This window comes from Nonlabens sp. MB-3u-79 (assembly GCF_002831625.1).
In the GTDB taxonomy this organism is placed as follows: domain Bacteria; phylum Bacteroidota; class Bacteroidia; order Flavobacteriales; family Flavobacteriaceae; genus Nonlabens.
The window spans coordinates 1,315,532-1,341,582 of the sequence record NZ_CP025116.1 but is presented as its reverse complement, the minus strand read 5'-3'; the positions used below and the strand labels follow the sequence as shown (position 1 = coordinate 1,341,582).

At 37.6% G+C, this 26,051-nt stretch carries 23 protein-coding genes and 1 tRNA gene; 10 read left to right on the top strand and 14 right to left on the bottom strand.

The genetic code is table 11. The annotated features are described in order from the left end of the window. Positions 1-4 precede the first annotated feature (4 nt). The 6 genes from serS to CW736_RS05905 all read right to left on the bottom strand — a co-directional run bounded on the left by serS (position 5) and on the right by CW736_RS05905 (position 6,060). Positions 5-1,276 (bottom strand): serine--tRNA ligase, encoded by a 1,272-nt coding sequence (gene serS, locus CW736_RS05930; protein ID WP_101013104.1) that lies wholly within the window; start codon positions 1,274-1,276, stop codon positions 5-7. 69 nt (positions 1,277-1,345) lie between these two features. Then, on the bottom strand, positions 1,346-2,686 hold the full coding sequence (locus CW736_RS05925; RefSeq protein WP_101013103.1) for an HTTM domain-containing protein: 1,341 nt from the start codon (positions 2,684-2,686) through the stop codon (positions 1,346-1,348). After that, positions 2,667-3,602, bottom strand: a complete 936-nt coding sequence (locus tag CW736_RS05920; protein WP_101013102.1) for a bifunctional riboflavin kinase/FAD synthetase — start codon at positions 3,600-3,602, stop codon at positions 2,667-2,669. Before CW736_RS05920 ends, CW736_RS05925 begins: the two co-directional genes overlap by 20 nt. Before the next feature lie 157 nt (positions 3,603-3,759). Next, positions 3,760-4,398, bottom strand: coding sequence for an aminoacyl-tRNA hydrolase (pth, locus tag CW736_RS05915; RefSeq protein ID WP_101013101.1), 639 nt, complete (start codon positions 4,396-4,398; stop codon positions 3,760-3,762). Positions 4,399-4,467: 69 nt separating this feature from the next. After that, positions 4,468-5,091, bottom strand: coding sequence for a 50S ribosomal protein L25/general stress protein Ctc (locus CW736_RS05910; RefSeq protein ID WP_101013100.1), 624 nt, complete (start codon positions 5,089-5,091; stop codon positions 4,468-4,470). 24 nt (positions 5,092-5,115) lie between these two features. After that, positions 5,116-6,060, bottom strand: a complete 945-nt coding sequence (locus CW736_RS05905; protein WP_101013099.1) for a ribose-phosphate pyrophosphokinase — start codon at positions 6,058-6,060, stop codon at positions 5,116-5,118. 133 nt (positions 6,061-6,193) lie between these two features. Between CW736_RS05905 and CW736_RS05900 the strand changes: the two genes are divergently transcribed. The 6 genes from CW736_RS05900 (at position 6,194) to CW736_RS05875 (ending at position 9,708) form a co-directional block, all read left to right on the top strand. Next, positions 6,194-6,275: transfer RNA gene (locus CW736_RS05900), tRNA-Leu, on the top strand. 274 nt (positions 6,276-6,549) lie between these two features. After that, positions 6,550-7,293, top strand: a complete 744-nt coding sequence (locus CW736_RS05895; protein ID WP_101013098.1) for a MotA/TolQ/ExbB proton channel family protein — start codon at positions 6,550-6,552, stop codon at positions 7,291-7,293. Between the two features lie 22 nt (positions 7,294-7,315). Beyond that, positions 7,316-7,789, top strand: a complete 474-nt coding sequence (locus CW736_RS05890; RefSeq protein ID WP_157810891.1) for a hypothetical protein — start codon at positions 7,316-7,318, stop codon at positions 7,787-7,789. A 3-nt stretch (positions 7,790-7,792) separates the two neighbouring features. Next, positions 7,793-8,422, top strand: a complete 630-nt coding sequence (locus CW736_RS05885) for an ExbD/TolR family protein (protein WP_101013096.1) — start codon at positions 7,793-7,795, stop codon at positions 8,420-8,422. Positions 8,423-8,424: 2 nt separating this feature from the next. Further along, the gene (locus CW736_RS05880) at positions 8,425-8,910 is read left to right on the top strand and encodes an ExbD/TolR family protein (RefSeq protein ID WP_101013095.1); all 486 of its coding nucleotides are present in this window, start codon (positions 8,425-8,427) and stop codon (positions 8,908-8,910) included. An 87-nt stretch (positions 8,911-8,997) separates the two neighbouring features. Further along, entirely contained in the window at positions 8,998-9,708 is a 711-nt protein-coding gene (locus CW736_RS05875) for a porin family protein (RefSeq protein WP_101013094.1), read from the top strand. Positions 9,709-9,719: 11 nt separating this feature from the next. On the opposite strand, the gene CW736_RS05870 is transcribed toward CW736_RS05875, so the two are convergent. From CW736_RS05870 to pyrH, 7 genes are all read right to left on the bottom strand, one after another. Continuing rightward, positions 9,720-10,325: a hypothetical protein gene (locus tag CW736_RS05870; RefSeq protein ID WP_232735430.1), complete on the bottom strand. Its 606-nt coding sequence runs from the start codon at positions 10,323-10,325 to the stop codon at positions 9,720-9,722. Between the two features lie 6 nt (positions 10,326-10,331). Next, entirely contained in the window at positions 10,332-11,792 is a 1,461-nt protein-coding gene (rpoN, locus tag CW736_RS05865) for an RNA polymerase factor sigma-54 (RefSeq protein WP_101013093.1), read from the bottom strand. A 154-nt stretch (positions 11,793-11,946) separates the two neighbouring features. Beyond that, entirely contained in the window at positions 11,947-13,395 is a 1,449-nt protein-coding gene (gene asnS / locus CW736_RS05860; RefSeq protein WP_101013092.1) for an asparagine--tRNA ligase, read from the bottom strand. 168 nt (positions 13,396-13,563) lie between these two features. Further along, positions 13,564-15,954 carry an efflux RND transporter permease subunit gene (locus tag CW736_RS05855; RefSeq protein WP_101013091.1) on the bottom strand — a complete coding sequence of 797 codons (2,391 nt, stop codon included), beginning with the start codon at positions 15,952-15,954 and terminating at the stop codon, positions 13,564-13,566. A 341-nt stretch (positions 15,955-16,295) separates the two neighbouring features. Then, positions 16,296-18,485 (bottom strand): DUF5686 family protein, encoded by a 2,190-nt coding sequence (locus CW736_RS05850; RefSeq protein ID WP_101013090.1) that lies wholly within the window; start codon positions 18,483-18,485, stop codon positions 16,296-16,298. Positions 18,486-18,716: 231 nt separating this feature from the next. Next, positions 18,717-19,271, bottom strand: coding sequence for a ribosome recycling factor (gene frr / locus CW736_RS05845; protein WP_101013089.1), 555 nt, complete (start codon positions 19,269-19,271; stop codon positions 18,717-18,719). Positions 19,272-19,314: 43 nt separating this feature from the next. Continuing rightward, the gene (gene pyrH, locus CW736_RS05840; RefSeq protein WP_101013088.1) at positions 19,315-20,022 is read right to left on the bottom strand and encodes a UMP kinase; all 708 of its coding nucleotides are present in this window, start codon (positions 20,020-20,022) and stop codon (positions 19,315-19,317) included. A 363-nt stretch (positions 20,023-20,385) separates the two neighbouring features. Here pyrH and CW736_RS05835 point away from each other — a divergent pair, with 363 nt between their 5' ends. After that, positions 20,386-20,949 carry a DUF3109 family protein gene (locus CW736_RS05835; protein WP_101013087.1) on the top strand — a complete coding sequence of 188 codons (564 nt, stop codon included), beginning with the start codon at positions 20,386-20,388 and terminating at the stop codon, positions 20,947-20,949. Between the two features lie 5 nt (positions 20,950-20,954). Here CW736_RS05835 and CW736_RS14035 read toward each other — a convergent pair whose 3' ends face one another. Next, on the bottom strand, positions 20,955-21,125 hold the full coding sequence (locus CW736_RS14035) for a hypothetical protein (RefSeq protein ID WP_157810890.1): 171 nt from the start codon (positions 21,123-21,125) through the stop codon (positions 20,955-20,957). A 187-nt stretch (positions 21,126-21,312) separates the two neighbouring features. Here CW736_RS14035 and CW736_RS05830 point away from each other — a divergent pair, with 187 nt between their 5' ends. The 3 genes from CW736_RS05830 (at position 21,313) to CW736_RS05820 (ending at position 25,943) form a co-directional block, all read left to right on the top strand. Continuing rightward, positions 21,313-22,305, top strand: coding sequence for a ribonucleotide-diphosphate reductase subunit beta (locus CW736_RS05830; RefSeq protein ID WP_101013086.1), 993 nt, complete (start codon positions 21,313-21,315; stop codon positions 22,303-22,305). 147 nt (positions 22,306-22,452) lie between these two features. Next, complete coding sequence (locus tag CW736_RS05825; protein ID WP_101013085.1) at positions 22,453-25,056, top strand: ribonucleoside-diphosphate reductase subunit alpha; 2,604 nt, start codon at positions 22,453-22,455, stop codon at positions 25,054-25,056. Positions 25,057-25,496: 440 nt separating this feature from the next. Beyond that, positions 25,497-25,943, top strand: a complete 447-nt coding sequence (locus tag CW736_RS05820; RefSeq protein ID WP_101013084.1) for a ferritin-like domain-containing protein — start codon at positions 25,497-25,499, stop codon at positions 25,941-25,943. Positions 25,944-26,051 lie beyond the last annotated feature (108 nt).

Sequence of the window (26,051 nt, the reverse complement as noted above, 5' to 3'; positions counted from 1 at the left end):
AAAGTTAATCTATAGCATCAAAACCACAATAAGGGATCAATACTTTAGGGATATGAATGGCATTATGGACTTGGAAATTCTCAAGAATACTTGCAAGAATACGGGGTAAGGCTAAGGAGCTGCCATTTAAAGTATGGGCTAGTTCTGTTCCTTTATCTCCGGTTCTGTAACGCAATTTCAAACGATTTGCTTGAAAGGTCTTAAAGTTAGAAACACTACTTACTTCTAACCATTTTTCTTGAGCGGTACTGTAGACTTCAAAGTCATAAGTCAAGGTAGAAGTAAATCCTAAATCGCCCCCACAAAGTCTCAAAATACGATAAGGCAATTCTAATTCTTCAAGAATTCCTTTTACATGCACCACCATAGCATCTAGTGCAGCATCACTTTGATCTGGATGCTCTATACGTAAGATTTCTACTTTATCAAACTGGTGCAAGCGGTTCAATCCTCTTACGTCACTTCCATAACTTCCAGCCTCACGACGGAAACATGGGGTATAACCCGTCATAGCAACAGGAAAGTCTTTCATCTCTAATAAACTGCCACGATATAAATTGGTAATAGGTACTTCAGCTGTTGGGATCAAATACAGGTCATCTATACCTACGTGGTACATTTGCCCCTCTTTATCTGGCAATTGACCTGTGCCATAACCACTAGCTTCGTTGACTAATAGAGGTACTTGCATCTCGTCATAACCAGCAGCAGTATTTTTATCTAGGAAATAATTGATCAACGCTCGTTGCAATCTCGCTCCTTTATTTTTGTATACAGGGAATCCTGCTCCAGTAATTTTATTACCGAGTTCAAAATCTATGATATCGTAATCCTTCACTAGTTCCCAGTGTGGCTTTGCACCTTCGTGCAATACGGGTATCTCTCCATGTTGAGAAACCACCTCATTATCTTCATCACTATTACCGGCAGGAACGCTGTCTTGAGGTATATTGGGAATCGTATATAAAATAGTCTGTAATTCTTCTACAACTGCATTCAATTGTTCCCCCAACTGTTTTGAAGATTCTTTTAGATCAATTGTTTGGGCTTTGAGCTCATTTGCTTGAGCGGCTTTTCCAGACTTGAATAACTCTCCAATCTCTTTAGACAGCTTGTTGCTTTTTGAAAGCGTCTCATCCAGTTGCGCTTGAAGGTTACGGCGATTTTCATCTACAGCGATGGCGCTTTCCAATAAAGGAAGCGCATCCATGTTTCTCTTTTGTAAAGCCTTTGCAAAAGCCTCTTTATTTTCACGTATTTCTGCTATTTGAAGCATGTGATCTGATTTAAAATATAAGAAGTAAAATTAGGGATTATCGGTAACATAACTACTCTTAAGTATGGCTTAGTTTTTTAGCCGCTTATTTTCTTTATAAAGAGAAGAAGCTAAGATCCATTTATGGTGTTTAAAATGACTCCACTCTTCCTGTGTAAGATCTACTGTAGGGTCTGTAAATTGTTTTCTAATTCTTCCGTTTATGGATACTTTTAAGTCTGCATAAACCTCAATTTCTTTACCTTCTTCAGCGTATATTTCTTCCAATTCCTGAGCAAATTGCCAAATAAAATCAGGCTTTGATTGCACAGACCGCTGCTGTTTAAGACTCAAATAATCCTCTAACTGAACAGCTGTTTTCTTACCGGTATCTTTTTCCACGATATAAAACGTCCCTAATCCAACTCTGCTGCGCAGCATCATGCGCCAGCTCAATCGATGACCTTCTTCAGTCCAAAGCACATCATCTTCTATGATCCAATGACGTAAGGGGAGCAGTAGCATCGCCAAAAGAAATATAGTTCCAGAAAATACAATAAGCTTCTTTGTTTTAGGGACGAGAACTTCAGCAGCAACATAATAAGATTTCTTCCAAAGGAATCTTTTATGCAAAACCTCTGTAGAAAAGAAAAAGAGCAAAAAGGACAAAGCGAGGTAAGGAAAAATGCCAATTTGAAAAACCACACTATTAAAAACATGAAAGAATACAGAAGCAATAACAGCTAGCCACCGTGTTTTTTTCCAAAGTAATAATGGCACAATCAAAAGATCAAAAAACAATCCGAAATACAGTATGGCTTGATGCACCCAATCCTGTTGCAGGATATCAAAATCCCGACCTCTAGTGCTCATTAAATATTTAGGAAAACTCCCATCCAGCCAGTCTGGATAAAATTTTGCCACACTAGCATACGCATATATGATTCCTAAAAATGTAATGATGAGGACATAGATCCATCTGGACATGTGCTCTTTTCTGAAAGACGGGTTCCATAGCGCATCCAGAGAAGCAGATCGATTTGCCGGAAACAATAGCATTAGAAAGTTGAGCAGCATTAATAAATAACAATGGTTGTTGTAACTGCTCTTTTGCATTAAATAAACATAGGCCCAACTGATGGCATAGAACAATAGAGCCATACGGTATTTATAACCGACCATGACTAATAAACCTGCAATTCCCATCAGGACATACAACACATACATCCAGTTTCCTGGAAGTGGTTCAAGGAATTCAAATCCTATAAAAGTAAAGGTAAAATCAGGTTCTATAAAAAGTGTGTTCACAGCACCTAATGCAATAGAGCCAAAAGCCTCACAAGCAAGGAGCAACCCGAACAGCATTCTAAAAAGAACCAAGGCGGTGTTATCTACTTGTGTAAAAAGCCATCTATCCCATTTGCTGTACATAAAGCCTGGTATTTTTCTCGTCCAGCTGCATGGCTGCCACTAGATCTGAAAGATGGTGAAATTTCTCTTCACTTCTCAATCGTTTATGAAAGAAGAGTTCCATCTCTTTGCCATAAAGATCTTCTTTAAAGTCTAAATAATAGGTCTCTATAGTCTGTGCCGCATCGCTAGAAACAGTAGGGTTAATGCCTATGTTAGTCATTCCGTAAACAGGCTGGCCATTGATGATGGAGCTTGTGATGTATACTCCTGGTGCAGGTATAATTTTATACGATTCTTTGACCGATAAATTTGCTGTAGGATAGCCTATCGTACGCCCTATTTTCTTCCCAGAAATAATAACTCCGTGAATACTAAAATCGCGATTCAAGTATTTGTTAGTGATTTCAATAGAACCGTTTTCCAGTGTATTCCTTATCTTGGTGCTGCTTACCGCTACTTCTTCTACTTCTTTTTTTGAAATCTCGATGACTTCAAAATCAAACTCGACCGCATATTCTTTTAATTCTTTAATACTTGCAGATCTATTGATTCCAAATCTGTGATCATAACCTATCACCACTACTTTGGCCTGTAAGCGATCCACTAGAATTTCTTTCACGTAGTCTATGGCAGTAGTTCTAGAAAATTCTTTTGAAAAAGGATGAATCACGATATTTTCTATCCCTTGGCTTGCCACAAGTGCGACACGCTCATCGATAGAATTGATCAATTTAAGATCTTGATCTGGTTGTAAAACCATTCTAGGATGCGGAAAAAAAGTAAGTAAAGCACTCGTCAAAGAATCCTTATGAGCTCTCTTTACTACTCGCTCTAGAATTTTTTGATGTCCTTGATGTACTCCGTCAAAGGTACCTATGGTTACCACAGCGCCTTTGGAAGCTTTATATTGATCAATATTAGTATAAGTGTTCAATTCAGGATATTCTTTGAAAGCATGCAAATTATAATAATCTCCTCACATTTGGAGACTTTTAAGAGCCTTTTAATGATTGTAATATTCGTGTGTTGCTTTGTTTTTGTCTCGCTTTCGCGAAAGCGGTAATATCATCCAGCTATTTCCCCTCTAATAACTACTTCCCATTATACTGGTTCATCGTGTTAGCAAGTCCTGCATGTGTAAAAGAGAGTGCCATGTCAGCAGCAGTACTCAAGCGCTCTGGCAAATCTTTCTGTTCGTTCTTATTCCATTCTCCTAGAACATAATCTACCTGACTCCCCTTTGAAAATTCATCAGAAATTCCAAAACGCAATCGAGGATATTTAGGAGTATTTAAAGTGACTTGCGTGTCTTTTAGACCGTTATGACCTCCGTCCGTTCCTTTGGCCTTCATGCGCAGGGCACCAAAGGGCAGGTTCAAATCATCTGTAACGACAAGAATATTTTCTATGTCTATATTTTCTTGTTTCATATAAAACTTAATCGCTTTACCGCTCAAGTTCATGTATGTATTAGGTTTTAGTAAGAGGACGCTTTTACCTTTATGAGTAATACTTGCGACGTCTCCTAACTTTAGAGTTTCAAAAGCAGCTTCCTTTAAACTAGCGATTTCATCCAGTATTTTAAAACCTATATTATGTCTGGTTTGCACATATTTTGCACCTGGATTTCCCAGACCTATAATCATGAATTTTTTCATGGGATCTTCTTCATTTAGAATAGTCGTGATGGTAGATTCACCAACAAATATTTTTTTAAGCCAATTCAACATGGTAGGGTGTAAAAATAAAAAAAGCTGCAAGAAATAAATCTTGCAGCTTCTATATAAAATAAAAAGTATTTATTCAGTTGCTTCCTCATCTTGAGAAGAAGGAACATCTGCTGCTTCAACTTCACCGTCTTCATCTTCAGCGACAGCTGTACGAGAAGTTTTGATCATCACTACTACGACAGAGTCTGGGTGCATGATTTCATACTCATCCACTCTTAAATCACGTACATATCTCTTATTTCCTATTTTCAAAGAAGTAATATCTATAGTGATAGAGTCTGGCAAGTTAGCTGGTAATGCTTTTACTTTTAATTTACGATTGTTACGACGTAAAACACCCCCATTAAGAACACCTTTTGAAACTCCTTCAAGAATTACAGGCACTTCCATAGTTACCATCTTATCATCAAAGATTTGGTAGAAATCTGCATGTAAAAGAAGTTCTCTTACTGGGTGCCATTGCATGTCTTGAGCAATTGTATTGTATTTACCATCTTTACCTAGATCGAGAACAACCGTATGCGCGTCTGGAGTGTAAACCAATTTTTTAAATGCTTTCTCTTCTGCTGAAAAGTGTATAGGCTCGTCTCCTCCGTAAATTACGCAAGGTACCAATCCAGCATTACGTAGGGCTTTAGTTGACTTTTTGCCCACGCTTTCTCTTTTTGATCCTGAGATCGTGATTGATTTCATGTTATATATATTTAGTTAATGAAATTACATTATAAAGTTGTCACTGATCGATTCATTATTTTGCACGTTTTGCATTACTCCTGCAAATAACGATGCACAAGATAGCACTCTAATTTTAGGGCTTTCTTGTTTCAATGGGATCGAATCTGTAACGATTAATTCTAATAATTGAGAGTTATTGATACGCTCATAAGCTTTCCCTGAAAGGATCGCATGTGTACAAATAGCTCTTACACTTTTTGCTCCTCTTTCCATCATCACGTCTGCAGCTTTAGTAAGTGTACCGGCAGTATCTACCATGTCATCCACTAAGACTACATTTTTTCCTGTCACATCACCTATGAGTTCCATATGGGAAATCACATTTGCTTTCTGACGTTGCTTGTAACAGACCACTACATCACTTTCTAAGGTCTTAGCATAGGCATAAGCACGCTTAGAACCACCCATGTCTGGAGAAGCTATAGTAAGGTCAGTTAAATTAAGACTCCTTAAGTAAGGTATAAATAAAGAACTGGCAAAAAGATGGTCTACTGGCTTTTCAAAAAATCCTTGAATCTGGTCTGCGTGTAAATCCATCGTAATAATACGAGTCGCTCCAGCAGATTCTAGAATCTTAGCGATCATTTTTGCTCCTATAGGCACACGAGGTTTGTCTTTACGATCTTGTCTCGCCCAACCAAAGTAAGGAATCACCGCTGTAATATGTCTTGCACTAGCACGCTTTGCAGCATCCATCATCAAAAGCATTTCCATGATGTTATCACTATTGGGTTGTGTGGATCCAATAATAAAAATACGACAACCTCTTATAGATTCCTCAAAAGAGGGTTGAAACTCTCCATCACTAAAGGTTGAAAAATTCACCTTGCCTAAGGAGGCCCCATACTTGTCTGCAATAGCAGAAGCAAGGTCCATACTCTGGCGACAGCCGAATAATTTAGCATCTTGTTGTAAAGCGTAATTCATATTAAAATCTTTTAAGTCTTGATTTTAAGCGTGCAAATGTACTTATAATTTTAGAGAAGACATTCTAAATAACAGGCAATTTGTTCTTAGAAAGTATTTTTATTTATTACTTTTGCCTTCCCAATTACAAAATGCCTCAGTGGTGGAATTGGTAGACACGTTGGATTCAAAATCCAATGCTTCACGGCGTGCCGGTTCGATTCCGGCCTGAGGTACTTTAAGGAGCTCTTTTTTATTAAATAAATAGAGCTCTTTTTATTTTAGGGGATTCTTTTTATTGTTAACAATTAGATAATACAAGCGAGTGAAAAGCCCTAAGCTGCTGAATCCCCATAGTTTTCTTTATAATTAAACCTGTTAAATAGGAACTATATAACCTCTTTCCTTAAATTTTTATGGATACATTAAGAAATGTTATGTTATTTTCGCTCGATAAATTATATATTTACCCCCAATAATCTGAAAATTTAAATTAATTAAATAAGTCAAATGAAACGATCCCTTTCAACTTTATTCACGGCAGCCATGACATTAGGTGTTACTGGTGTAGCTTCAGCTTCAGCATTAGTACAAGATGCTACTGAAACAAAAACGACAGAAACTTTCCACCAAGTATTAAAGAAAAACTTTATTGATGGAGGTCCTGGATTTATGGCAATCGTATTAGTGTGTCTTATATTAGGACTTGCTATTGCCATTGAAAGGATTATCTACTTGAATCTTTCTACAACAAATTCTAAGAAACTTGCTGCAGATGTAGAACAAGCTCTTAAAAGTGGTGGTGTAGAAGCTGCTAAAGATATATGCCGTAACACTAAAGGACCTGTTGCATCTATCTATTATCAAGGACTTGACAGAGCTGACGAAAGCATTGAAGCTGCTGAAAAAGCGGTTGTTGCTTATGGTGGAGTTCAAATGGGCCAATTAGAGAAGAATGTATCTTGGGTATCTTTATTTATCGCTCTTGCTCCAATGCTTGGATTTATGGGTACTGTAATAGGTATGATTGGATCCTTTAACAGTATTGAAGAGGCTGGTACAATGGAACCATCTCTTGTAGCTGGAGGTATTAAAGTAGCACTACTTACAACCGTATTTGGTCTTATCGTAGCGATTATCCTTCAGATTTTTTATAACTACATTGTTTCTAAAATCGATAGTATCGTAAATGATATGGAAGACGCATCTATCACTCTTATCGACATTCTTGTAGATTACAAGAACGGTAAGTAATTAACCATAACAAAAACAAATCATGGTTTTACATAAAGCATTAAAATACCTAGTTCTTCTTTTGAGCCTTATAGCGATGGCATTCTTTTTCTATACGCTAGCATTAGGTGATGAAGCCATAGAACTAAATACAGGTGGCAGCCAGGCTGTTACCGTATCGCCCCTGATAATTCTAGCGTATGTTACGCTTGGACTTACGGTACTCATCGTACTTTTCTTTGTACTAAAAGGTTTATTTACTAATCCCGCAGCTCTTAAAAAGGCAGGGATATCTGTAGGACTTTTGGTTGTTGTAGCTTTAATTTCTTATTACGCCTTAGCTGATGACAGCGTTATCGATATAAATGGCAGGGTAATTGAACTAGAAGATGGAGAATTACTTACAGCAGGAACCTCGCGTTGGATAGGAGCTTCTTTATACATGTTCTACATACTTGGAATAGTAGCCATAGGAACAGTTGTATGGGCTGGAGTAAGCAAACAATTAAAAAGATAAATTATGGCTAGGAGATCTGCACCAGAAGTAAACGCGGGATCGATGGCAGACATCGCATTCCTACTATTGATCTTCTTCCTGGTTACCACCACGATTGAAGTAGATAGCGGTATTGCTAGTAAACTACCGCCACCACTTCCTGAGAACACGCCACCGCCCCCAGTGAAGGAAAAGAATATTTTCCAGGTGATTGTGAATGCTGAGAACCGTCTCCTTGTAGAGGATAAGGATATGGAAATCGGTAAACTAACGGAAGCTACTGTAGCTTTTTTAGATAACGGAGGAGCAACTGAACCAAGAAATGCCTGTACCTATTGTAGGGGCAAGAGAGATCCAGATTCTTCTGATAATCCCAAGAAAGCAATTGTATCTTTAGTAAACGACAGACAAGCGTCATATAAAATGTACTTAGCGGTTACTAATGAACTCGTAAGAGCTTATGCGATCCTCAGAGATCGAGAAGCAAAACGTCTTTATAATGAAACCTATCAGTCTATGTCCAATAGGTCGGACGGTTGGCCAGCAGACGAAAAAGAAAGTCCGGAATTCCTAGAGCTGCAAGACAAAATGGAAAAAGTAAGAGATTTGTTTCCAAGAAACCTATCTGAAGCTGAACCTCAAAATAGAGAATAATTATGTCTAAGTTTAAGAAAAAAAAGAGTGGTGCATTACCAGCTGTAAATACAGCCTCTCTTCCAGATATTGTATTTATGTTATTGTTCTTTTTCATGGTAGCAACCGTAATGAGAGACGATGAACTTCAAATTGAGAATAAGCTTCCAAAAGCAAATCAGGTAGAAAAGCTTGCTGAAAAAAAGAAGATAGTTACTATTTACATAGGTAAACCTAATCCTAATTTTATAAAGCAATTCGGTATTTCTGAGGTGATTCAACTAGGAGATAAAATTTCTCCTGTCAGTGATGTACAGACATTTGTCAACACTAAAAGGAATGGAATGGATGAGGATGATAAAGATTCCATGACCGTTTCTCTAAAAGTAGATCAAAATGCCCAGGTTGGAATCTTAACAGATGTCAAACAAGAGTTGAGGGAAGCTATGGCACTTAAGATTAGTTATACTTCTATTGAAGGGGACCCTTTAAAAAATTTAAAGAAGTAATCCTTTTGTAAATAAAAAAATTAAAATAGCCGTTCTCTTAAGAACGGCTATTTTTATACCTTTACTTTTGAACTATAGATGTACTATATGAGGTTTGTTTTCATGCTTTTATTCTTTTTATTAGGGATCTTCTCTTCTGTTGCTCAAGATAAAAAGCAACAGGAAAACGCTATACCTAATGTCGTGGATTCCCTCTATAGAGAAGACCAGTTCTATATTGGGCTTTCTTTTAACCTTATCAGTAATAAGCCTAGTTCTTTCTCCCAAAACGGATTTTCTGGAGGTCTTCATATGGGTTTTATCAGAGACATGCCTGTCAATAAGCGACGTAATCTAGCAATAGGCGTCGGGCTAGGCATTTCTACTAATACTTACAACTCCAACCTATTTATAGGTGAAGACCCTAGTGGCGAGACTATTTTTAGCATTATTGATGACAGTAATAACGTAGATCGCAATAGACTCAACACCAACCTTATTGAGATGCCCATTCAATTGAGATGGCGTACTTCTACTCCTACTAATAATAGCTTTTGGCGCATTTATGCGGGAGTCAAACTCTCTTATATCTATAGTTATAAAGCAAAATTTAAAAGCGCAGATACGAGCATTATCAAAACTGATATTCCAGAATTGAATCGATTGCGCTATGCAGCAACACTTACCCTTGGAAATGGAAGTTTTAATGCCTTTGTGCAGTATGATTTGATCAACTTATTCAATAAAGATGCTTTAATAGATAACCAGCGTGTTGATCTACAACCCCTCAAATTTGGTGTTGAGTTTTATATTCTTTAAGTAATTCTTCTTTAAGATAAAGAATAACTAAAAGCAAGCACCTGACTTACCAAGCCTACTGCAAACCCAAAAATAAGTTCGTGTCCTTTATGCGCTTTCATACTCAACCTAGAGGTCGCCGTAAGACCAGAAACGATCCCCATCAGGGCCATAGGTAACAAGAGACTTATGCCTTGAATAAAAGAAAGCATGATTAAAAAACCCAAGATACCCCCGGTTGCCATCAAGTGAAGACTTATTTTATATCTCATAGCAGTCATTAAAGTGGCTACCAAGGCTGCGATCAAGATTCCTATAAAAAAGTAATACAATGATAAATGCAGACCGTCTCTAAAGGCACCCCGCAACAATATAACTAACAAGATCATGTAGACCAGTAAAGGAGTGATGCGTTCCTTCGTACTGGAAAGGTGAACGCTATTTACCATCCCTAATATCTTAAGGATCGTATAAACGAGTAACGGAATGGCAGCGGTGAGAATAACAATGAGGTACAATTTTAACTGCACACTCTCTGGGTCGTTATAATAGTTGAAATTAAAGTACCATAGCGATACTAGAGAAGGAATAAATAGCGGGTTGACAATGTAGCTCCACAGCTTTAGAAACCACTTCATAGGGCTCTAAATCTCTTTTCTTAAACGTGCCACCGGAATATCTAATTGCTCTCTGTACTTAGCAACTGTTCTACGAGCGATAGGATAGCCCTTTTCCTTAAGAAGTTCAGCTAGTTTTTGATCTGTAAGCGGCTTTTTCTTGCTTTCATCATTAATAACAGTCTCCAGAATCTTCTTAATCTCTCTAGTGGAAACCTCCTCACCATCGGTATTGGTCATGGATTCTGAAAAGAATTCTTTGATTAATTTAGTTCCATAAGGGGTGTCGACATATTTAGAATTTGCCACACGAGAAACCGTAGAAACATCCATATCAATCTTATCTGCAATATCCTTTAAGATCATAGGTCTTAAATTACGCTCATCTCCAGAATGAAAATAAGCCTGCTGATAATGCATAATGGTAGACATGGTCACAAATAAAGTTTCTTGTCGTTGCTTGATAGCGTCAATAAACCATTTAGCACCATCTAATTTTTGTTTGATAAACATCACCGCATCTTTTTGAGATTTGGTTTTTTCTTTAGCCTCTTTATAACCGCGCAACATATTAGAATAATCTCTAGATACATGCAACTCTGGCGCATTACGGCCGTTGAGTGTGAGTTCCAATTCGCCATCTTTAATTCTAATAGTGAAATCAGGAACTACTTGTTCTACCACACGAGAACTTCCGCCTGCATAAGAACCCCCAGGCTTGGGGTTTAAATGCTCTATATCATCTATCGCATCGCGTAATTCATCTTCGGTAATATCGTATTTGGCCATGATTTTCGCATAATGCTTCTTACTAAATGCATCAAACGAATCTCTTATTAATTTTATGGCGATCTCATTACTTTCTGTTTTCCGCTTTCGCGAAAGCTGTAACAGCAAACACTCTTGCAAATCACGAGCTCCTACCCCGACAGGATCTAATTCATGAACTACCCGAAGTACTTTTTCCACCTCTTCCACTTCTGTATACAAGTTCATGGTAAAAGCAAGGTCATCAGTTATATCTTCCAGCGATCTTCTTATATAACCACTCGCATCAATACTCCCCACAAGAAACTCTGCAATCGCTCGATGATCTTCACTTAATCTACGGGTGTTGAGTTGCTCTAATAAGGTTTGCGTGAAGGACTTTCCAGCAGCATATGGAATGCTTTTCTCATCGTCATCTGCGCTGTAATTATTTGCTTTTGTGCGGTATTCAGGAATGTCGTCATCACTCAGGTAATCATCTACATTAATATCGTCTGTTTCAATAGACTCATTTCCGTCCTCGTAGTCTTCTTCATTAGAAAACTCATCATACTCATCATCAGATTTTTCCTGTCCATCATCTAGGGCTGGGTTTTCTTCCAGTTCTGATTTTACTCGTTGCTCAAAAGCCTGTGTAGGCAATTGTATCAACTTCATCAACTGTATTTGTTGAGGAGATAACTTCTGAGAGAGTTTAAAATTTAGTGACTGTTTAAGCATGTTTGTTTTATAACTAAGTAAAAATACTAAAAGCCCATTTGATTAAAGACAAAGTTGTTAAAATTATAACAAACCTACACCTTTAGCTTCTTAGCAAACAGAAAATCCTGATTTCTGGTTTAGAAATCAGGACTTACATATAGTTGAATTGCTTTTAAAAAGAAGCGTTTCCAGGAGTACGTGGATAAGGGATCACATCTCTTACATTTCCCATTCCAGTTACAAACATAACCAGTCTTTCAAATCCGAGACCGAACCCACTGTGCACCACACTACCGAATTTACGCATTTCTAGATACCATCCTAACTCTTCTAAAGGAATACCCATTGCATCCATTTTTCCTTTCAGGACGTCATAACGTTCTTCCCGTTGTGACCCCCCTACTATTTCACCTATGCCAGGGAATAAAATATCCATAGCTCTTACGGTTTCACGACCTTCACTATCTGCATCATTTAACCTCATATAAAAGGCTTTTATTTTTGCAGGATAATCAAATAAGATGACAGGGCATTCAAAATGCTTTTCTACCAGATAACGCTCGTGCTCTGATTGTAGATCTGCTCCCCATTCATCAATGATGTATTTGAATTTTTTCTTTTTATTAGGCTTAGAGTTTCTTAAGATATCAATTGCTTCTGTATAAGAGACACGCTTAAAGTTGTTCTTTCCTATAAATGCAAGCTTCTCTCTTAATGGCATAGGACTGCGCTCGGCCACCGGCTTACTTTTATCCTCTTCTGTCAACCTGTTTTCAAGAAACTCAATATCATCAGCACAGTTCTTAAGGGCATATTCTACCACATATTTGATAAAATCTTCGGCCAGATCCATGTTGGCATTTAGATCATTAAAAGCTACCTCAGGTTCTATCATCCAGAATTCGGCTAGGTGACGAGACGTATTGGAATTTTCTGCTCTAAAAGTTGGTCCGAAGGTATATACTTGACCTAGTCCCATCGCATAAGTTTCGGCTTCCAGTTGCCCAGAAACAGTAAGGTTAGATTCTTTCTCAAAGAAATCTTGCTTGTAATCAATATTTCCTTCCTCATCCAATGGTGGATTTTTAGGATCTAAAGTGGATATTCTAAACATTTCTCCCGCACCTTCTGCATCACTTCCTGTGATGATAGGTGTGTGGGCTTGATAGAATCCTTCCTTTTGAAAATAGCTGTGTACTGCAAAAGACAGCGCTGCTCTTACCCGCATTACCGCGCCAAAAGTATTGGTACGCACTCTTAAATGCGCTTGTTCTCGTAAAGTCTCGAGCTTGTGTTTTTTAGGAGATAAAATTGTTTTTTTAACTTCTTCGGGGTCTGCTGTGGCAAGAACTTCCACTTTAGTAGCTTGTAATTCTATACGTTGTCCAGAACCTTCACTTTCAACCAGTGTTCCCGTTACAGCAACTGCAGCCGCAACTGTAATCTTATCTAACACATCACGTTCCTGATTTTCTGGCTCTATTACGGCTTGTAAATTATGAATGGTAGAACCATCGTTAAGTGCTATAAATCTATCGTTTCTAAAACTACGTACCCAACCTTTTACGGTAATCTCGACCATACTAGGGTCAGATTGGAGTATTGCTGCTATTCTTTTCATTGGTTTTCTTGATCAATTCAGTATGGCAAATATAATTTTTATGAGCCTATAGAACAATTAATAAGGCTTGTAAATGTGGTGCTGTTTGTGGTGGGTCTCGCTTTCGCCCTGAGCTACCTATACATCAGCTTTCCTTTTCTCCAGAAAAACAAAAGTGGTGTTAAGGCTCTAATCCTCTTCCTCTCCCTGCACTGGCTCAATAAGAGGAATCGCCGGCTTTTTAAACGTGCGCTCGTTGGCAATGCTTCTCTCTAAAGAAAGCAGCATGCTAGGCAACAACAAAAGGTTTGCTGCCATCGCAAAAAGCAAGGTAGCACTGACTAATGCTCCCAAAGCAACAGTACCTCCAAAACTAGAAAATGTGAAGGTCAAGAAGCCAAAAAACAAAACTATAGAAGTATAAAACATGCTCACACCTGTTTCTTTTAAAGCTCCATAAACAGATCTTTTAATACGCCATTTATTTGCCATAAGTTCTTGACGGTATTTGGCAAGGAAGTGAATCGTATCATCCACAGAAATACCAAAGGCTATGGAAAACACCAAAATAGTAGATGGTTTTATAGGGACTCCTAGATAACCCATCAACCCAGCGGTAATGAGTAGCGGCAATAAGTTAGGCACTAGTGATACAAAAATCATGCGTAAGGACCTGAACATCCACGCCATAAAAAGAGCGATAAGCACAATGGCCAGTGATAAAGAAAGTATCAAGTTATTAATGAGGTAATCGGTTCCTTTTTGAAAGACCAAGGCTTTTCCTGTAATAGTAACTTCATAACGATCTTCAGGAAATATGGCTTGAATCTTTTCCCGTAGGTTTTCTTCTACACGCTCCATGCGATCTGTTCCCATATCCTTCATAAACGTAGTGATACGAGCATGTTGCCCGGTACTGTCCACAAAACTTTTCATTAGAGAAATATCCTTTGAACTTTTCTTTACCAGTTGAGACATGGTAACTGCGTCATAAGTAGAAGGTAAATCAAAATATTCTGGATCACCCCCATAAAAAGCCTGCTTACTGAATTTAATTGCAGACACCAGTGACATAGGTCGGGAAAGCTCAGGTGTTTCAATGATATGCTCTTCTAGTTTGTTTAGTTTTTTGAGTGTTTTAAGAGCCGTTACTTTTTCGTTTTTACTATAAACTACTATTTCCAATGGCATAATTCCATCAAAGCTCTCTTCAAAAAACTTGATATCCTTATAAAACTGCATTCCTTTAGGCATGTCTTCTATCAAACTCCCAGAAACTTTGATTTGATAGATCCCTATAAAACTCAAAATAAGGACCACAACACTAGTAATATAAATAGGAATGCGCTGTCTTTTTACCATCCGCTCATTCCAGTTCACAAATTTATTGATCCATGTTTTACCTAAATGCTGTAAATGACGTTCCTTAGGTATAGGTAAATAACTATAGATAATAGGAATAATCATCAAGCTCAATAAAAATATCGCGATAATACATATACTGGCTACTACACCAAATTCTACCAACAACTTACTTTCTGTAAAGATAAAAGTCGCAAAACCGCTGGCGGTAGTAAGGTTAGTCATCAAAGTTGCATTACCTACTTTAGTGATAACACGTTGCAATGACAAGGCTTGATTACCGTGTTTTTTTATTTCTTGTTGGTATTTATTGATCAAGAAAATACAATTGGGAATTCCGATCACAATAATCAAAGGCGGGATTAATGCCGTGAGAACCGTAATTTCATACCCTATCCATCCTAGAATACCAAAAGCCCACATCACTCCTATGACCACGGTGACGATGGAGATAAAAGTCGCTCGCCAAGATCTAAAGAAAAAGAAGAAAATACCAGAGGTAATAGCTAAGGCAGCGATTAAAAACATCCCTATCTCATCAACAATATTCTGAGAATTGAGGGTCCTGATATAAGGCATTCCAGAAGCCCTGACATCCAACTGGTTTGCACTGGAATATTCTTGAACAAGTGGTTGAAATTTATCCATGATAAAATCGGCACGTTCCTTAGTGTTTACGATCTCTTTCTTTAGATAAATAGCGGTACGTATCACGCTATCCTTTTCTGAATAGATCAAGTTTTTATAAAAAGGCAAATCATTGAAGAGCTTCTTTTTAAAAGCTATCAACTCCTTATTATTTTGAAGAGGTTCTTTAAGAACAGGCGCAATAATAAACTGGGTATTGTCTTCTGTCTTTGATAAGTTGGGTAAGTTAGAAGTGGACAGCACTAATTCTACTTCCTTAAAAGTAGCTAGAGTATCTGCTAGCTCATTCCATGCATTAAAGCTTTTAAAGTTACTTACGTTTTTATTCTCTACCCCTAAGATGATAAGGTTTCCTTCTTCGCCAAATTTATCTAGAAACTTATTATACTCCTCATTTACGGGATGATCATCTGGAAGAAGGTTTGCCTCCGAATGCGTGAATTGCATGTACTTCCACTGTGTGGCAAGAGCGATAGTTATGATCACAATAATCCCGAGAATAATCTCTCTATTGCGCAGTATCAGTCTAGCAATACCGTTCCAAAATCTAAAACTAAATAACTTTTGCATGCATCATTTTAAGACGTGCAAATGTACTTTTAAAACGTGTGATTATTTAGCGATTAGTTATTTAATGTGTTGTGCACAGGGTAATACCAATTTAACTTTCAAATGCCGCATAAAATTAGTTTCTTTTTCACCCATTTGTCGTCATAAAATAGAACCGTAGCTAGTGCTATGCTTAGATTTTATTCCTAAACTGGATAAAATACAATTCAAATTTTTAACACGCCATTTAAAAAGCAAATTGGTATAAATTAAGAAACCTTAACACAATGCATTGATTTGGATTTGCTTTTAACAAAGTAAAGGTGCAAATTTCATAAGAGTTCCCATCAGCTTTATGGATATTAAAGCTCTAGATAGAAGGTAAATTTTACAGCAACATTATCTGCAAAATCAGGGAGATGGTAGGCGCCGTAGCGATAACTCGCACTCAATCCAAACCCAAATAGTAATTTATTCAACTCAAAACCACTTTCAAAATAGCCTTTTTCTAAGGTATTGATAGCTACATTTTGGTGCCGCTGTGCATTGTCTAAATCGCCCCAAGCAACCTTGGAAATTAGAACCATCTCTGGCTTTAAAAAAGAGAAAATATTAAAAGGAGCAAAGTGATGTTTTACCTGACCTACCAGGAGCTTATCAGAAAAGAATTCATTGAAATACATCGTTTCAAAACTACGCCTTCCTGCAACCGAGAATCGTTGTAAGATCTCATCTTTATTAGGTGCATTAGGATAAGCGTGGTACAGATGCGTTAAGGGCACTTCTCCTGCACTATAATGACCTTCTAACAGGAGTTCTGTGCTGGATTTATCTGGTCTATTAAAAGCGTACTCCACCTTACCTGACACTTTAAGGTAATTAAAATTACTTTCTGTAAATCCTTTAATACCTTGTGTAATTTGCCCACTTAAAATAGGATAACCTCTAGATATTTCTTGATAGCCTTTTGGCGTGCGCATGAATTCACTTACTGGACTCCACCTTGCTCCTAGAGAAACCTCCGCTAGCACGTAATCTGTAAAAACCTCATTATCTGGAATGAATTGGTAATTTGTTGTTTGAGAAACCCGCTTTCGCGAAAGCGAGACCTCACTAATCACAGAGGGAAATAAACGCTGTTGCAACGACATCCCATATTCTTTATACAAATAGAACGTAGGAATATTGATCAGTCTAGGCTCAAAAAGTGAGTACACTCGTGCGTCTGTCAAAAAACTCTCTGCGGCAAATTCAGTAATATCGTCTTGTTTGTAAATATTAAGCCAAGTGTTTTTTTCCTTACTGATCCGGTAACCTATTCCTATTTTATGTTTTAAAACGTCGTCTTTAGTTCCATAAGCTAGGTAACCATTAATTCTAAAACTTTCGCTCAACTTTTCATTAGTCTGTCCACCTATTCCTAATCTAAAAGCTTCATAATCGTTGTATTTCACCAGGTATTTCAAATCAATATCTACCACACTGACTGGGAAATAGCCCACTTTAAATTTATCCAGTGTTTCTAATTTTCGAGTGATTTTTGTTGCATCTACTATACTGTCTAAATTCATAAACTGAGCCAGCTCTGTCGTAGAGAAGGCATCTGCTCCCCTGTATTTCTCCCAGTAGATTTTTTGTTGATGGATAGCTGAGTCCTGAACTTCTATTTTAAGACCACGTCTTCCATAATCCAGACCTTTATTGGTTTTAAAATTAGAGTTAACAGCTTCAATAATCAAGTAAAGCTCCTCTGCTACTTTTTGGTCTTCATCAGTGCTGTTCTCAATTCCTACTTCCAATCTCGCGCCGAATAATTCCAGCTCTTTTATAGTTTTTTCTTGTCGTACAAATAGCTTTCTTGAACTGTTGAACCACAGCGAAAACACCTCGTCATAAACAAATTCGTGATAAGCGTTGATATAAAGATTTCCTTCCTTTTCAAAAATAGCTTTTGCAACTCCATAAGTTTGCTGGTCGATGTACAGAAGTCCAGAAAACAACTGAGGTTCTTTTTCTTCTCTAGGCGAGAAACGCAATTTAAAAACAGGCCTGCCTGCGATAATGGAGTCCTGTACTATTTGAAAGTTATACAGAGAAATGGACTTCTCATTTAATGGACTGATGTATTCTTGGTCAAAAATGATATACTTTTCATCGTATATATTCTCTGACTGGAAGTCAATATTGTAAATAGGATAAACAGGCTCGTCAAAACCGGGCATGTTTGCCCCTTTAATAACCTCTTTGTATCCTTCTATATGATCGTAAATATGACGGGATGTTTTTTCTGCAAAAAAAACACCTGTTTTCTTAAGGGTTTTACGAAGTTCGGTTTTTTTATAACCTGGTCCTGTTAAGGCTTCTGGATCTCCAGAAACTTTTAAATTCTCGTAAGCATCGTACCTGTAGGAGTTAAGCTTGTGCGTAGGGTCATTTTTCTTTTTAGAAATAAGCACTTTAGCCATTAATAATTCTGCCTCTTGCGCACCTTGGTGTTGTGCCCAAGTAATCGTGCATAAAAACAAAAACAAAATCCTAAAAAATAATTTCATAAAATTAAGACTGGCTTAGAAATGATAAAAATAGAACAAGCATATTCATTTAGTTATTGTTTATAAGAGCATCAAAAAGGCTCTCTAAAAGGCATTCTTTAATTATCAAAAGAAGCATATCGAAGTTGGCAGCATAGGAATATACTGCAGGTTTTCGACAGGCTGGAGATGACACTCAAGTATTGTTGCTTTTTAGAAAGCCTTTATTCTGAGAGAATAGGACCTGATCTATTATACCGTCATGATCTCCTTTTCTTTCACTACCAAATGCTCTTCAATTTTTATAACATACTTGTTGGTTAGGTTTTGCACATCACCTTCAGCATTTTTAAGTAGGTCTTCAGATATATCGAGTTTCTTAAGTTCGTTCATCGCCACCTTACGGTCATTACGCACCCCTATTTTTGCTTCTTCGCCTTCTGATTTTGCTTGTTTGGTAAGATCTTTACGTCGTTCTTCTGTAAGCGCAGGAACACTTATAATGATGCTTTCTCCATTATTCATAGGATTCAAACCTAGGTTTGCATACATGATTCCTTTTTCTATTTCGGTAATCATTCCTTTTTCCCAAGGCTGTATACTTAAGGTACGCGCGTCTGGAGTAGAAATATTAGCTACCTGGGTTAATGGTGTCTGGCTGCCGTAATAATCTACCATAACAGTACTTAACATTGCAGGCATGGCTTTACCGGCACGTATACTCAATAATTGTTTTTCTAAATGTGCGATAGCGTTATCCATGTTTTCTTTGGTGCTATCTAGTATGAAATCGATTTCTTCTGTCATCACTACTGTTTTTATAAGTTGCTGAGCAAATATATTGCCCTTATTACAATTGTACTTTAGTTCCTATCTTCTCTCCATTCAATAGCTTGAGTAAATTCCCATGGGTATTCATATCAAAGACAATAATGGGTAATTCGTTTTCTTGGCTTAATGTAAAAGCAGTGGTATCCATTACTTTCAATCCTTTACGCAATACCTCCTCAAAGGTGATGAAGTCAAATTTAGTCGCTGTAGCGTCCTTTTCAGGGTCTGCGGTATAAATTCCATCTACTCTGGTTCCTTTAAGAATAACATCTGCTTCAATTTCTATGGCTCTAAGAACAGCAGCACTATCAGTTGTGAAATAAGGGTTCCCGGTTCCACCACCAAATATAACTACACGACCCTTCTCCAGGTGTCTCATCGCTTTACGACGTATAAAAGGCTCTGCCACCTCATTTATTTTGATAGCAGTTTGCAATCTAGTAGGCACTCCAGCGTTCTCCAAAGCACTTTGTAGTGCAAGACCGTTAATCACAGTGGCTAGCATTCCCATATGATCACCTTGAACGCGGTCCATTCCGTTACTAGCTCCTGACACGCCTCTAAAAATATTTCCGCCGCCTATCACTACGGCAACTTCAACACCTAGATCGGTTACTTCCTTTATTTCTTCAGCATATGTAGCTAGGCGTTTTGGGTCAATACCGTACTGTCGCTCGCCCATTAAGGATTCTCCAGATAGTTTTAATAAAATTCGGTTATATCTCATAAGGTTGTTGTGTGTCCTGCAAATATAAATGAATTAGAAAACCTACTAAATTTTTTATCTAGAGATTGCTATGTCATTAAAGTGCCTTTATTACTGTAGTTGGTAATGGTTGTGTGAAAGCTTTATTGTTTTAGTTTTATAAGATTCAAATCCAATCACCGCTAAGATCATGGTCCTACAGACAGTTCTCTAGAGTGGAGCAACCAAATCACATACGATAGAAGTTACTTTTAAAGGGGAGATCCTTAGCCATATTCGATTTCAAGTGATACCATCGAGATCAAATAAAAGTTAGACTTGTTTTTGATTTTACATTTATTTTTGATTTTTCAAAGGGTATCTTTGCAGCTAAATACTTTTTATATGTTCCAGTTAGGAAAAACCATCATTTCTGATGATCTTCTTGAAAAAGACTTTGTGTGCAATATTAGCGCCTGTAAGGGGGTTTGTTGTGTCGCTGGAGAAGCTGGCGCACCACTAGAGCAAAAAGAACTCGATATTCTAGATCGCGAGTTTGAAAATATAAAACCTTTTTTACGTCCGGAAGGTATTGCTGCTATTAAAGAGCAAGGGACCTGGGTCGAGCGAGAAAGCGGTGAGCTGGAGACACCACTCGTTAATGGTGCCGAATGTGCTTACGCAACTTTTAAGGAGGATGGAACAGCGCTTTGCGGTATAGAAACGGCTTATCGAGACGGTAAAACGACTTTCTACAAACCCATTTCTTGTCATTTATACCCAGCACGCATTCAAGAATACACAGACTTCAAAGCTGTGAATTACCACAAATGGCAAATTTGTGACGATGCTTGTGAATTAGGGGCCGAATTAGGAGTTCCTGTCTATAAGTTTTTAAAAGAACCTTTGATTAGAAAATTTGGCCAAGAATGGTATGCTGAACTCGAAGAAATTGCAAAGGAGTTTTAATCGAGTTATTTGAAATCTGCGTTTATAACAATTATTTTTAAGCGTTTCGCTTTCGCGAAAGCGTGGATAACTTCTTCCATTTTTTTTTCATTATTTTTTTTAGGAACCACTTCTAAACTGGGCTGAGCCGTGATGAAAACTACGGTTTTAACCTCTTGTTCTACGAATGGGTACAAAAACTCGTTAAAAGTTCAACACTCTGTTTATCAATAGGTTGTGATCCCTATTTTAGATTTTGTTAAGAAATTTCTTATGTTGAAAACTTGTGAAAAACCTAGATGTTAAATTACTCATATCGCCTTAAACATTCTTCATCTTTGTTAACCCGAGTTTCAAAAGTAACAGAGATAAATTAAAGCACACATGCAAACTACACAAGAACCTATATTACAAGACAACCCAAACAGATTTGTCATTTTCCCTATTCAACATGATGATTTATGGGAATGGTATAAGAAACAACAAGCGTGTATTTGGACTGCTGAAGAAATCGATTTACAAGTTGATTTAACTGATTGGCAAAACTCTCTTAATTCTGATGAGCGTTATTTTATCAAACACATTCTTGCGTTTTTTGCAGCGAGTGATGGAATTGTTAATGAAAATCTTGCAGAGAATTTTGTGAATGAAGTGCAGTATTCTGAAGCTAAATTTTTCTACGGCTTCCAGATCATGATGGAAAACATTCATTCAGAGACCTATTCTCTATTGATCGACACCTATGTAAAGGATAATAAGGAAAAAGATCAGCTTTTTAAAGCCATCGAGAATTTTCCTGCCATTAAATTAAAAGCAGACTGGGCAATGAAGTGGATAGACAGCCCCTCTTTTGCTGAGCGTCTGATCGCTTTTGCAGCAGTAGAAGGAATTTTCTTTTCTGGTGCTTTCTGTTCCATTTACTGGTTAAAGAAACGCGGTTTGATGCCTGGACTTACTTTTTCCAACGAGTTGATCTCTCGTGATGAAGGTATGCATTGTGACTTTGCTGTACACCTGCACAACAATCACTTGATCAACAAAGTGCCTAAAGAGCGTATCACAGAAATTATAGTTGATGCTTTGAATATAGAGCGTGAATTCATCACAGAATCGTTACCTGCAAGTTTGATAGGTATGAACGCAAAATTAATGACGCAATACCTAGAGTTTGTGACCGACCGTTTGCTTGTTGAGCTGGAATGTGAGCCCGTATACAATGTGACTAATCCATTTGACTTTATGGATCTTATAGGTATGGAAGGAAAAACCAACTTCTTTGAAAAAAGAGTAGGTGAATACCAGAAAGCTGGAGTCATGAACAGTACTAAAGAAGACAAGAGTACTATGGACTCTTTTGCTTTAGATGCAGACTTCTAAACAGAAGCCCTTTTAAAAACCCCACAGTCAACCGACTGTTTTATATATAGTTTAGAAAATATTTCAAGATATTTTCACAAGTGTTAACCCAATTGTTCGAGACAGGGAGTAGCCTCCTTATCTCTCCACCCAAAAAACGAGTTCAATATGTTTGTAGTAAAAAGAGACGGCCACAAGGAGCCAGTAATGTTCGACAAGATCACAGCAAGAGTGCGTAAATTATGTTATGGACTAAGTGATCATGTAGACCCTGTAAAAGTTGCCATGCGTGTTATCGACGGATTATATGATGGTGTTACTACAAGTGAATTGGATAACCTTGCTGCAGAGACTGCGGCTACCATGACGACTGCACATCCAGATTATGCTAGACTAGCGGCACGCATCTCCGTATCTAACTTACATAAAAATACCAAAAAGACTTTTACTGACGTAGTAACAGACTTGTATGAATATGTGAATCCACGTACAGAGAAAAAAGCACCTATGATTTCTGATGAGGTGTATCAAGTAATTCAAGATAATGCCGACCGCTTGAACTCGGCTATCATCTATAATCGTGATTTTGGGTACGATTACTTTGGGTTTAAAACATTAGAGCGTAGTTATTTATTAAAGATAGACGGTCAGATTGCTGAGCGACCACAGCACATGTTGATGCGTGTGTCTGTAGGTATACATATTGATGATCTGGATGCAGCCATAGAAACCTATGAGTTGATGTCTAAAAAGTTCTTTACTCATGCAACACCTACTTTGTTTAATGCAGGTACGCCAAAACCTCAAATGTCTTCTTGTTTCTTATTAACCATGCAAGATGATAGTATAGAAGGTATTTACGATACCTTAAAACAAACCGCTAAGATTTCTCAAAGTGCTGGCGGAATAGGTTTGTCTATCCACAACATACGTGCAAGAGGTTCTTACATAGGTGGTACAAATGGAACCTCTAATGGAATTGTTCCGATGTTAAAAGTATATAATGATACTGCTCGTTATGTGGATCAAGGTGGAGGAAAACGTAAAGGTTCTTTTGCTATTTATATGGAGCCATGGCACGCAGATATTTTTGACTTCTTAGATCTTAAGAAAAACCACGGTAAAGAAGAGATGCGTGCGCGTGACTTATTCTATGCCATGTGGATGTCAGACCTTTTTATGAAAAGAGTAGAGACCAACAGTACGTGGACCTTAATGTGTCCTCATGAATGTCCTAATCTTTACAACGTTTACGGAGATGAGTTTGAAGCACTTTATACCAAATATGAAGAAGAAGGAAAAGGTCGCAAGACGATTCAAGCTCGCGAACTTTGGGATAAAATATTAGAATCTCAAATTGAAACTGGTACTCCTTACATGCTTTACAAGGATGCTGCAAACAATAAGTCCAATCAAAAAAACTTAGGTACCATCAGGTCTTCTAACCTGTGTACAGAGATCATGGAGTATACTTCTCCAGATGAAGTTGCTGTATGTAACCTTGCCTCTATTGCGCTACCTATGTTTGTAAAAGATGGCGCTTTTGATCACAAAGCTTTATATAAAGTAACTAAAAGAGTTACTCGCAATTTAAACAAAGTAATAGACCGCAACTATTACCCGGTGAAAGAAGCTGAAAACTCTAACATGCGCCACAGACCTATAGGTTTAGGTATTCAAGGTCTTGCAGATGCTTTTATCATGTTGCGACTTCCATTTACCTGTGACGAAGCAAAAAAATTGAACTCTGACATTTTTGAGACTCTTTATTTTGCAGCTTGTGAAGCTTCTGTAGAATTGGCACAAGAAGAAGGTCCTTATTCTACATTTGCTGGCTCTCCAATGTCACAAGGAGAATTCCAGTACAATATGTGGAATGTAAATGATAGCGATTTAAGCGGTCGATGGAATTGGGCCGAATTGAGAAAGCAAGTTATGGAGCACGGAGTGAGAAACTCGCTTCTTGTAGCACCTATGCCTACTGCAAGTACTTCTCAGATTCTTGGAAACAATGAAGCCTTTGAACCTTATACTTCTAACATCTATACGCGTAGAACTCTTTCTGGAGAATTTATTGTAGTGAACAAACACTTATTGAAAGACCTAGTTGATCTGGGACTTTGGGATGACGGCTTGAAGAATGCCATTATGAGAAACAATGGTTCCATTCAAGCAATAGAAGGAATTCCAGAGGATATCAAAGAACTCTACAAAACAGTTTGGGAATTGAAGATGAAAGACATTATCGATATGTCTCGTGAAAGAGGTTACTTTATTGACCAATCACAATCTTTGAACTTGTTTATGGAAAACGTAACCACTTCTAAATTGACTTCAATGCACTTTTATGCATGGAAGAGCGGTTTGAAGACTGGAATGTACTATTTGAGAACTAAAGCAGCAGTAGACGCAATCAAGTTTACCGTTACTAAAGAAAAGAAAGCAGTGCCAGTTGCTGCACCAGTAGAACTTCCTGTAATCAACAATACAGCACCGACACAAGCTGCAAATACGTTGAGAACACAAAAGCAATCACAAGAATCAGCTCCAACACAACCAAAAGCTGTAGAACAAGTGAATCATCCACAAACTTTGTTTGTAGATGATAGTGCTCCTGCGGCTGCAAAAGTGATGAATGAATCCAAGCCGATTGTAGATACTAATGTAGTTACAGAGACCGAAGAAATGAGTGCTGACGAATACAGATTAATTCTTCAACGTGCTAAAGAGGCAGCCAGCAATGGTGACGACTGCGAGATGTGTGGTTCATAAAACTGTCTATTTATTTCAACCTAAAAAAGCCCGATCATATGATCGGGCTTTTTTTAATTATAGGAGTTTTAGCTTGATTTCGGTATCAAAAAAAGAAGAAGGTGTGAAATCTAGAATATAGAAGTTTGGCAACCACTTACTACTGCCATAACGCACTTAACAAGAAACTAATCCTTTCCAGTCTTAACTGACCTATTGAAGAGAGTTAACTATTCCGTCTGGGGTTTCATAAGATAGAGGTGCTCTTTAAGAGATCCATAAAGCCTCTTCTATTTACAAAACCATTATTTTATTAAGTTAAATCCCTTAACAACACTACCTATGTACAGGAAAAACCTTAATTCTATATTAAGTTAGAACTAAACCTGTCACAAAAGTTCGTTTGAAACTCCCTGTTATACTTATGTTCTCGACATATATAAACCATACAAACGAATACAATGAAGTACACAAAAGAAGTGTCAGAAAAATTAAACGATTTACTAACCAAGAACTACGATGCAGAGGCTGGATATAAATTAGCCAAAGACAAAGTAAATAGTAGTAGAATAAAAGATTTCTTCACTGATCAAGCTCAGGAACGATATAACTTCGGACATGAATTAAAAGAAGAGATTAGAAATTATGGAGAAAGTCCCGATAAAGGAACAAGTTTAAAAGGAGATGCACACCGCACGTGGATGAAATTTAAATCTGCCTTTTCTACTAATAATGAAGAAGCGATTTTAGAAGAAGCCATTCGTGGAGAAAAAACAGCTCTAGAAGAATACAATTCCATCATTTCAGAAACAGCTTTACCTCCGTCGACCAAAAACATGCTGACTTCGCACCGAAATACTATTTTAAATTCGTTGAGTAGAGTAACAGCAATGGAAGAAATAGCATAATAAAGGATCAATTCATCCTTTTGAGCCCGATCAATTTTTGGTCGGGCTTTTTTATGTTTGTACTCTATCGCAACTATCTTTCGCTCGAACTGGCATCCTAAAGTTTCC

Excerpts from the sequence above, each read along its gene's own strand:
- serS (WP_101013104.1), bottom strand. The coding sequence starts at position 1,276 with ATGCTTCAAATAGCAGAAATACGTGAAAATAAAGAGGCTTTTGCAAAG.
- frr (WP_101013089.1), bottom strand. The coding sequence starts at position 19,271 with ATGACAGAAGAAATCGATTTCATACTAGATAGCACCAAAGAAAACATG.
- pyrH (WP_101013088.1), bottom strand. The coding sequence starts at position 20,022 with ATGAGATATAACCGAATTTTATTAAAACTATCTGGAGAATCCTTAATG.
- CW736_RS05895 (WP_101013098.1), top strand. The coding sequence starts at position 6,550 with ATGAAACGATCCCTTTCAACTTTATTCACGGCAGCCATGACATTAGGT.
- CW736_RS05890 (WP_157810891.1), top strand. The coding sequence starts at position 7,316 with ATGGTTTTACATAAAGCATTAAAATACCTAGTTCTTCTTTTGAGCCTT.
- CW736_RS05820 (WP_101013084.1), top strand. The coding sequence starts at position 25,497 with ATGAAGTACACAAAAGAAGTGTCAGAAAAATTAAACGATTTACTAACC.
- asnS (WP_101013092.1), bottom strand. The coding sequence starts at position 13,395 with ATGAAAAGAATAGCAGCAATACTCCAATCTGACCCTAGTATGGTCGAG.
- CW736_RS05825 (WP_101013085.1), top strand. The coding sequence starts at position 22,453 with ATGTTTGTAGTAAAAAGAGACGGCCACAAGGAGCCAGTAATGTTCGAC.
- CW736_RS05850 (WP_101013090.1), bottom strand. The coding sequence starts at position 18,485 with ATGAAATTATTTTTTAGGATTTTGTTTTTGTTTTTATGCACGATTACT.
- CW736_RS05830 (WP_101013086.1), top strand. The coding sequence starts at position 21,313 with ATGCAAACTACACAAGAACCTATATTACAAGACAACCCAAACAGATTT.
- pth (WP_101013101.1), bottom strand. The coding sequence starts at position 4,398 with ATGTTGAATTGGCTTAAAAAAATATTTGTTGGTGAATCTACCATCACG.
- CW736_RS05880 (WP_101013095.1), top strand. The coding sequence starts at position 8,425 with ATGTCTAAGTTTAAGAAAAAAAAGAGTGGTGCATTACCAGCTGTAAAT.
- CW736_RS05910 (WP_101013100.1), bottom strand. The coding sequence starts at position 5,091 with ATGAAATCAATCACGATCTCAGGATCAAAAAGAGAAAGCGTGGGCAAA.
- CW736_RS05885 (WP_101013096.1), top strand. The coding sequence starts at position 7,793 with ATGGCTAGGAGATCTGCACCAGAAGTAAACGCGGGATCGATGGCAGAC.
- CW736_RS05905 (WP_101013099.1), bottom strand. The coding sequence starts at position 6,060 with ATGAATTACGCTTTACAACAAGATGCTAAATTATTCGGCTGTCGCCAG.
- CW736_RS05875 (WP_101013094.1), top strand. The coding sequence starts at position 8,998 with ATGAGGTTTGTTTTCATGCTTTTATTCTTTTTATTAGGGATCTTCTCT.
- CW736_RS05835 (WP_101013087.1), top strand. The coding sequence starts at position 20,386 with ATGTTCCAGTTAGGAAAAACCATCATTTCTGATGATCTTCTTGAAAAA.
- CW736_RS05925 (WP_101013103.1), bottom strand. The coding sequence starts at position 2,686 with ATGTACAGCAAATGGGATAGATGGCTTTTTACACAAGTAGATAACACC.
- CW736_RS05870 (WP_232735430.1), bottom strand. The coding sequence starts at position 10,325 with ATGAAGTGGTTTCTAAAGCTGTGGAGCTACATTGTCAACCCGCTATTT.
- rpoN (WP_101013093.1), bottom strand. The coding sequence starts at position 11,792 with ATGCTTAAACAGTCACTAAATTTTAAACTCTCTCAGAAGTTATCTCCT.
- CW736_RS05855 (WP_101013091.1), bottom strand. The coding sequence starts at position 15,954 with ATGCAAAAGTTATTTAGTTTTAGATTTTGGAACGGTATTGCTAGACTG.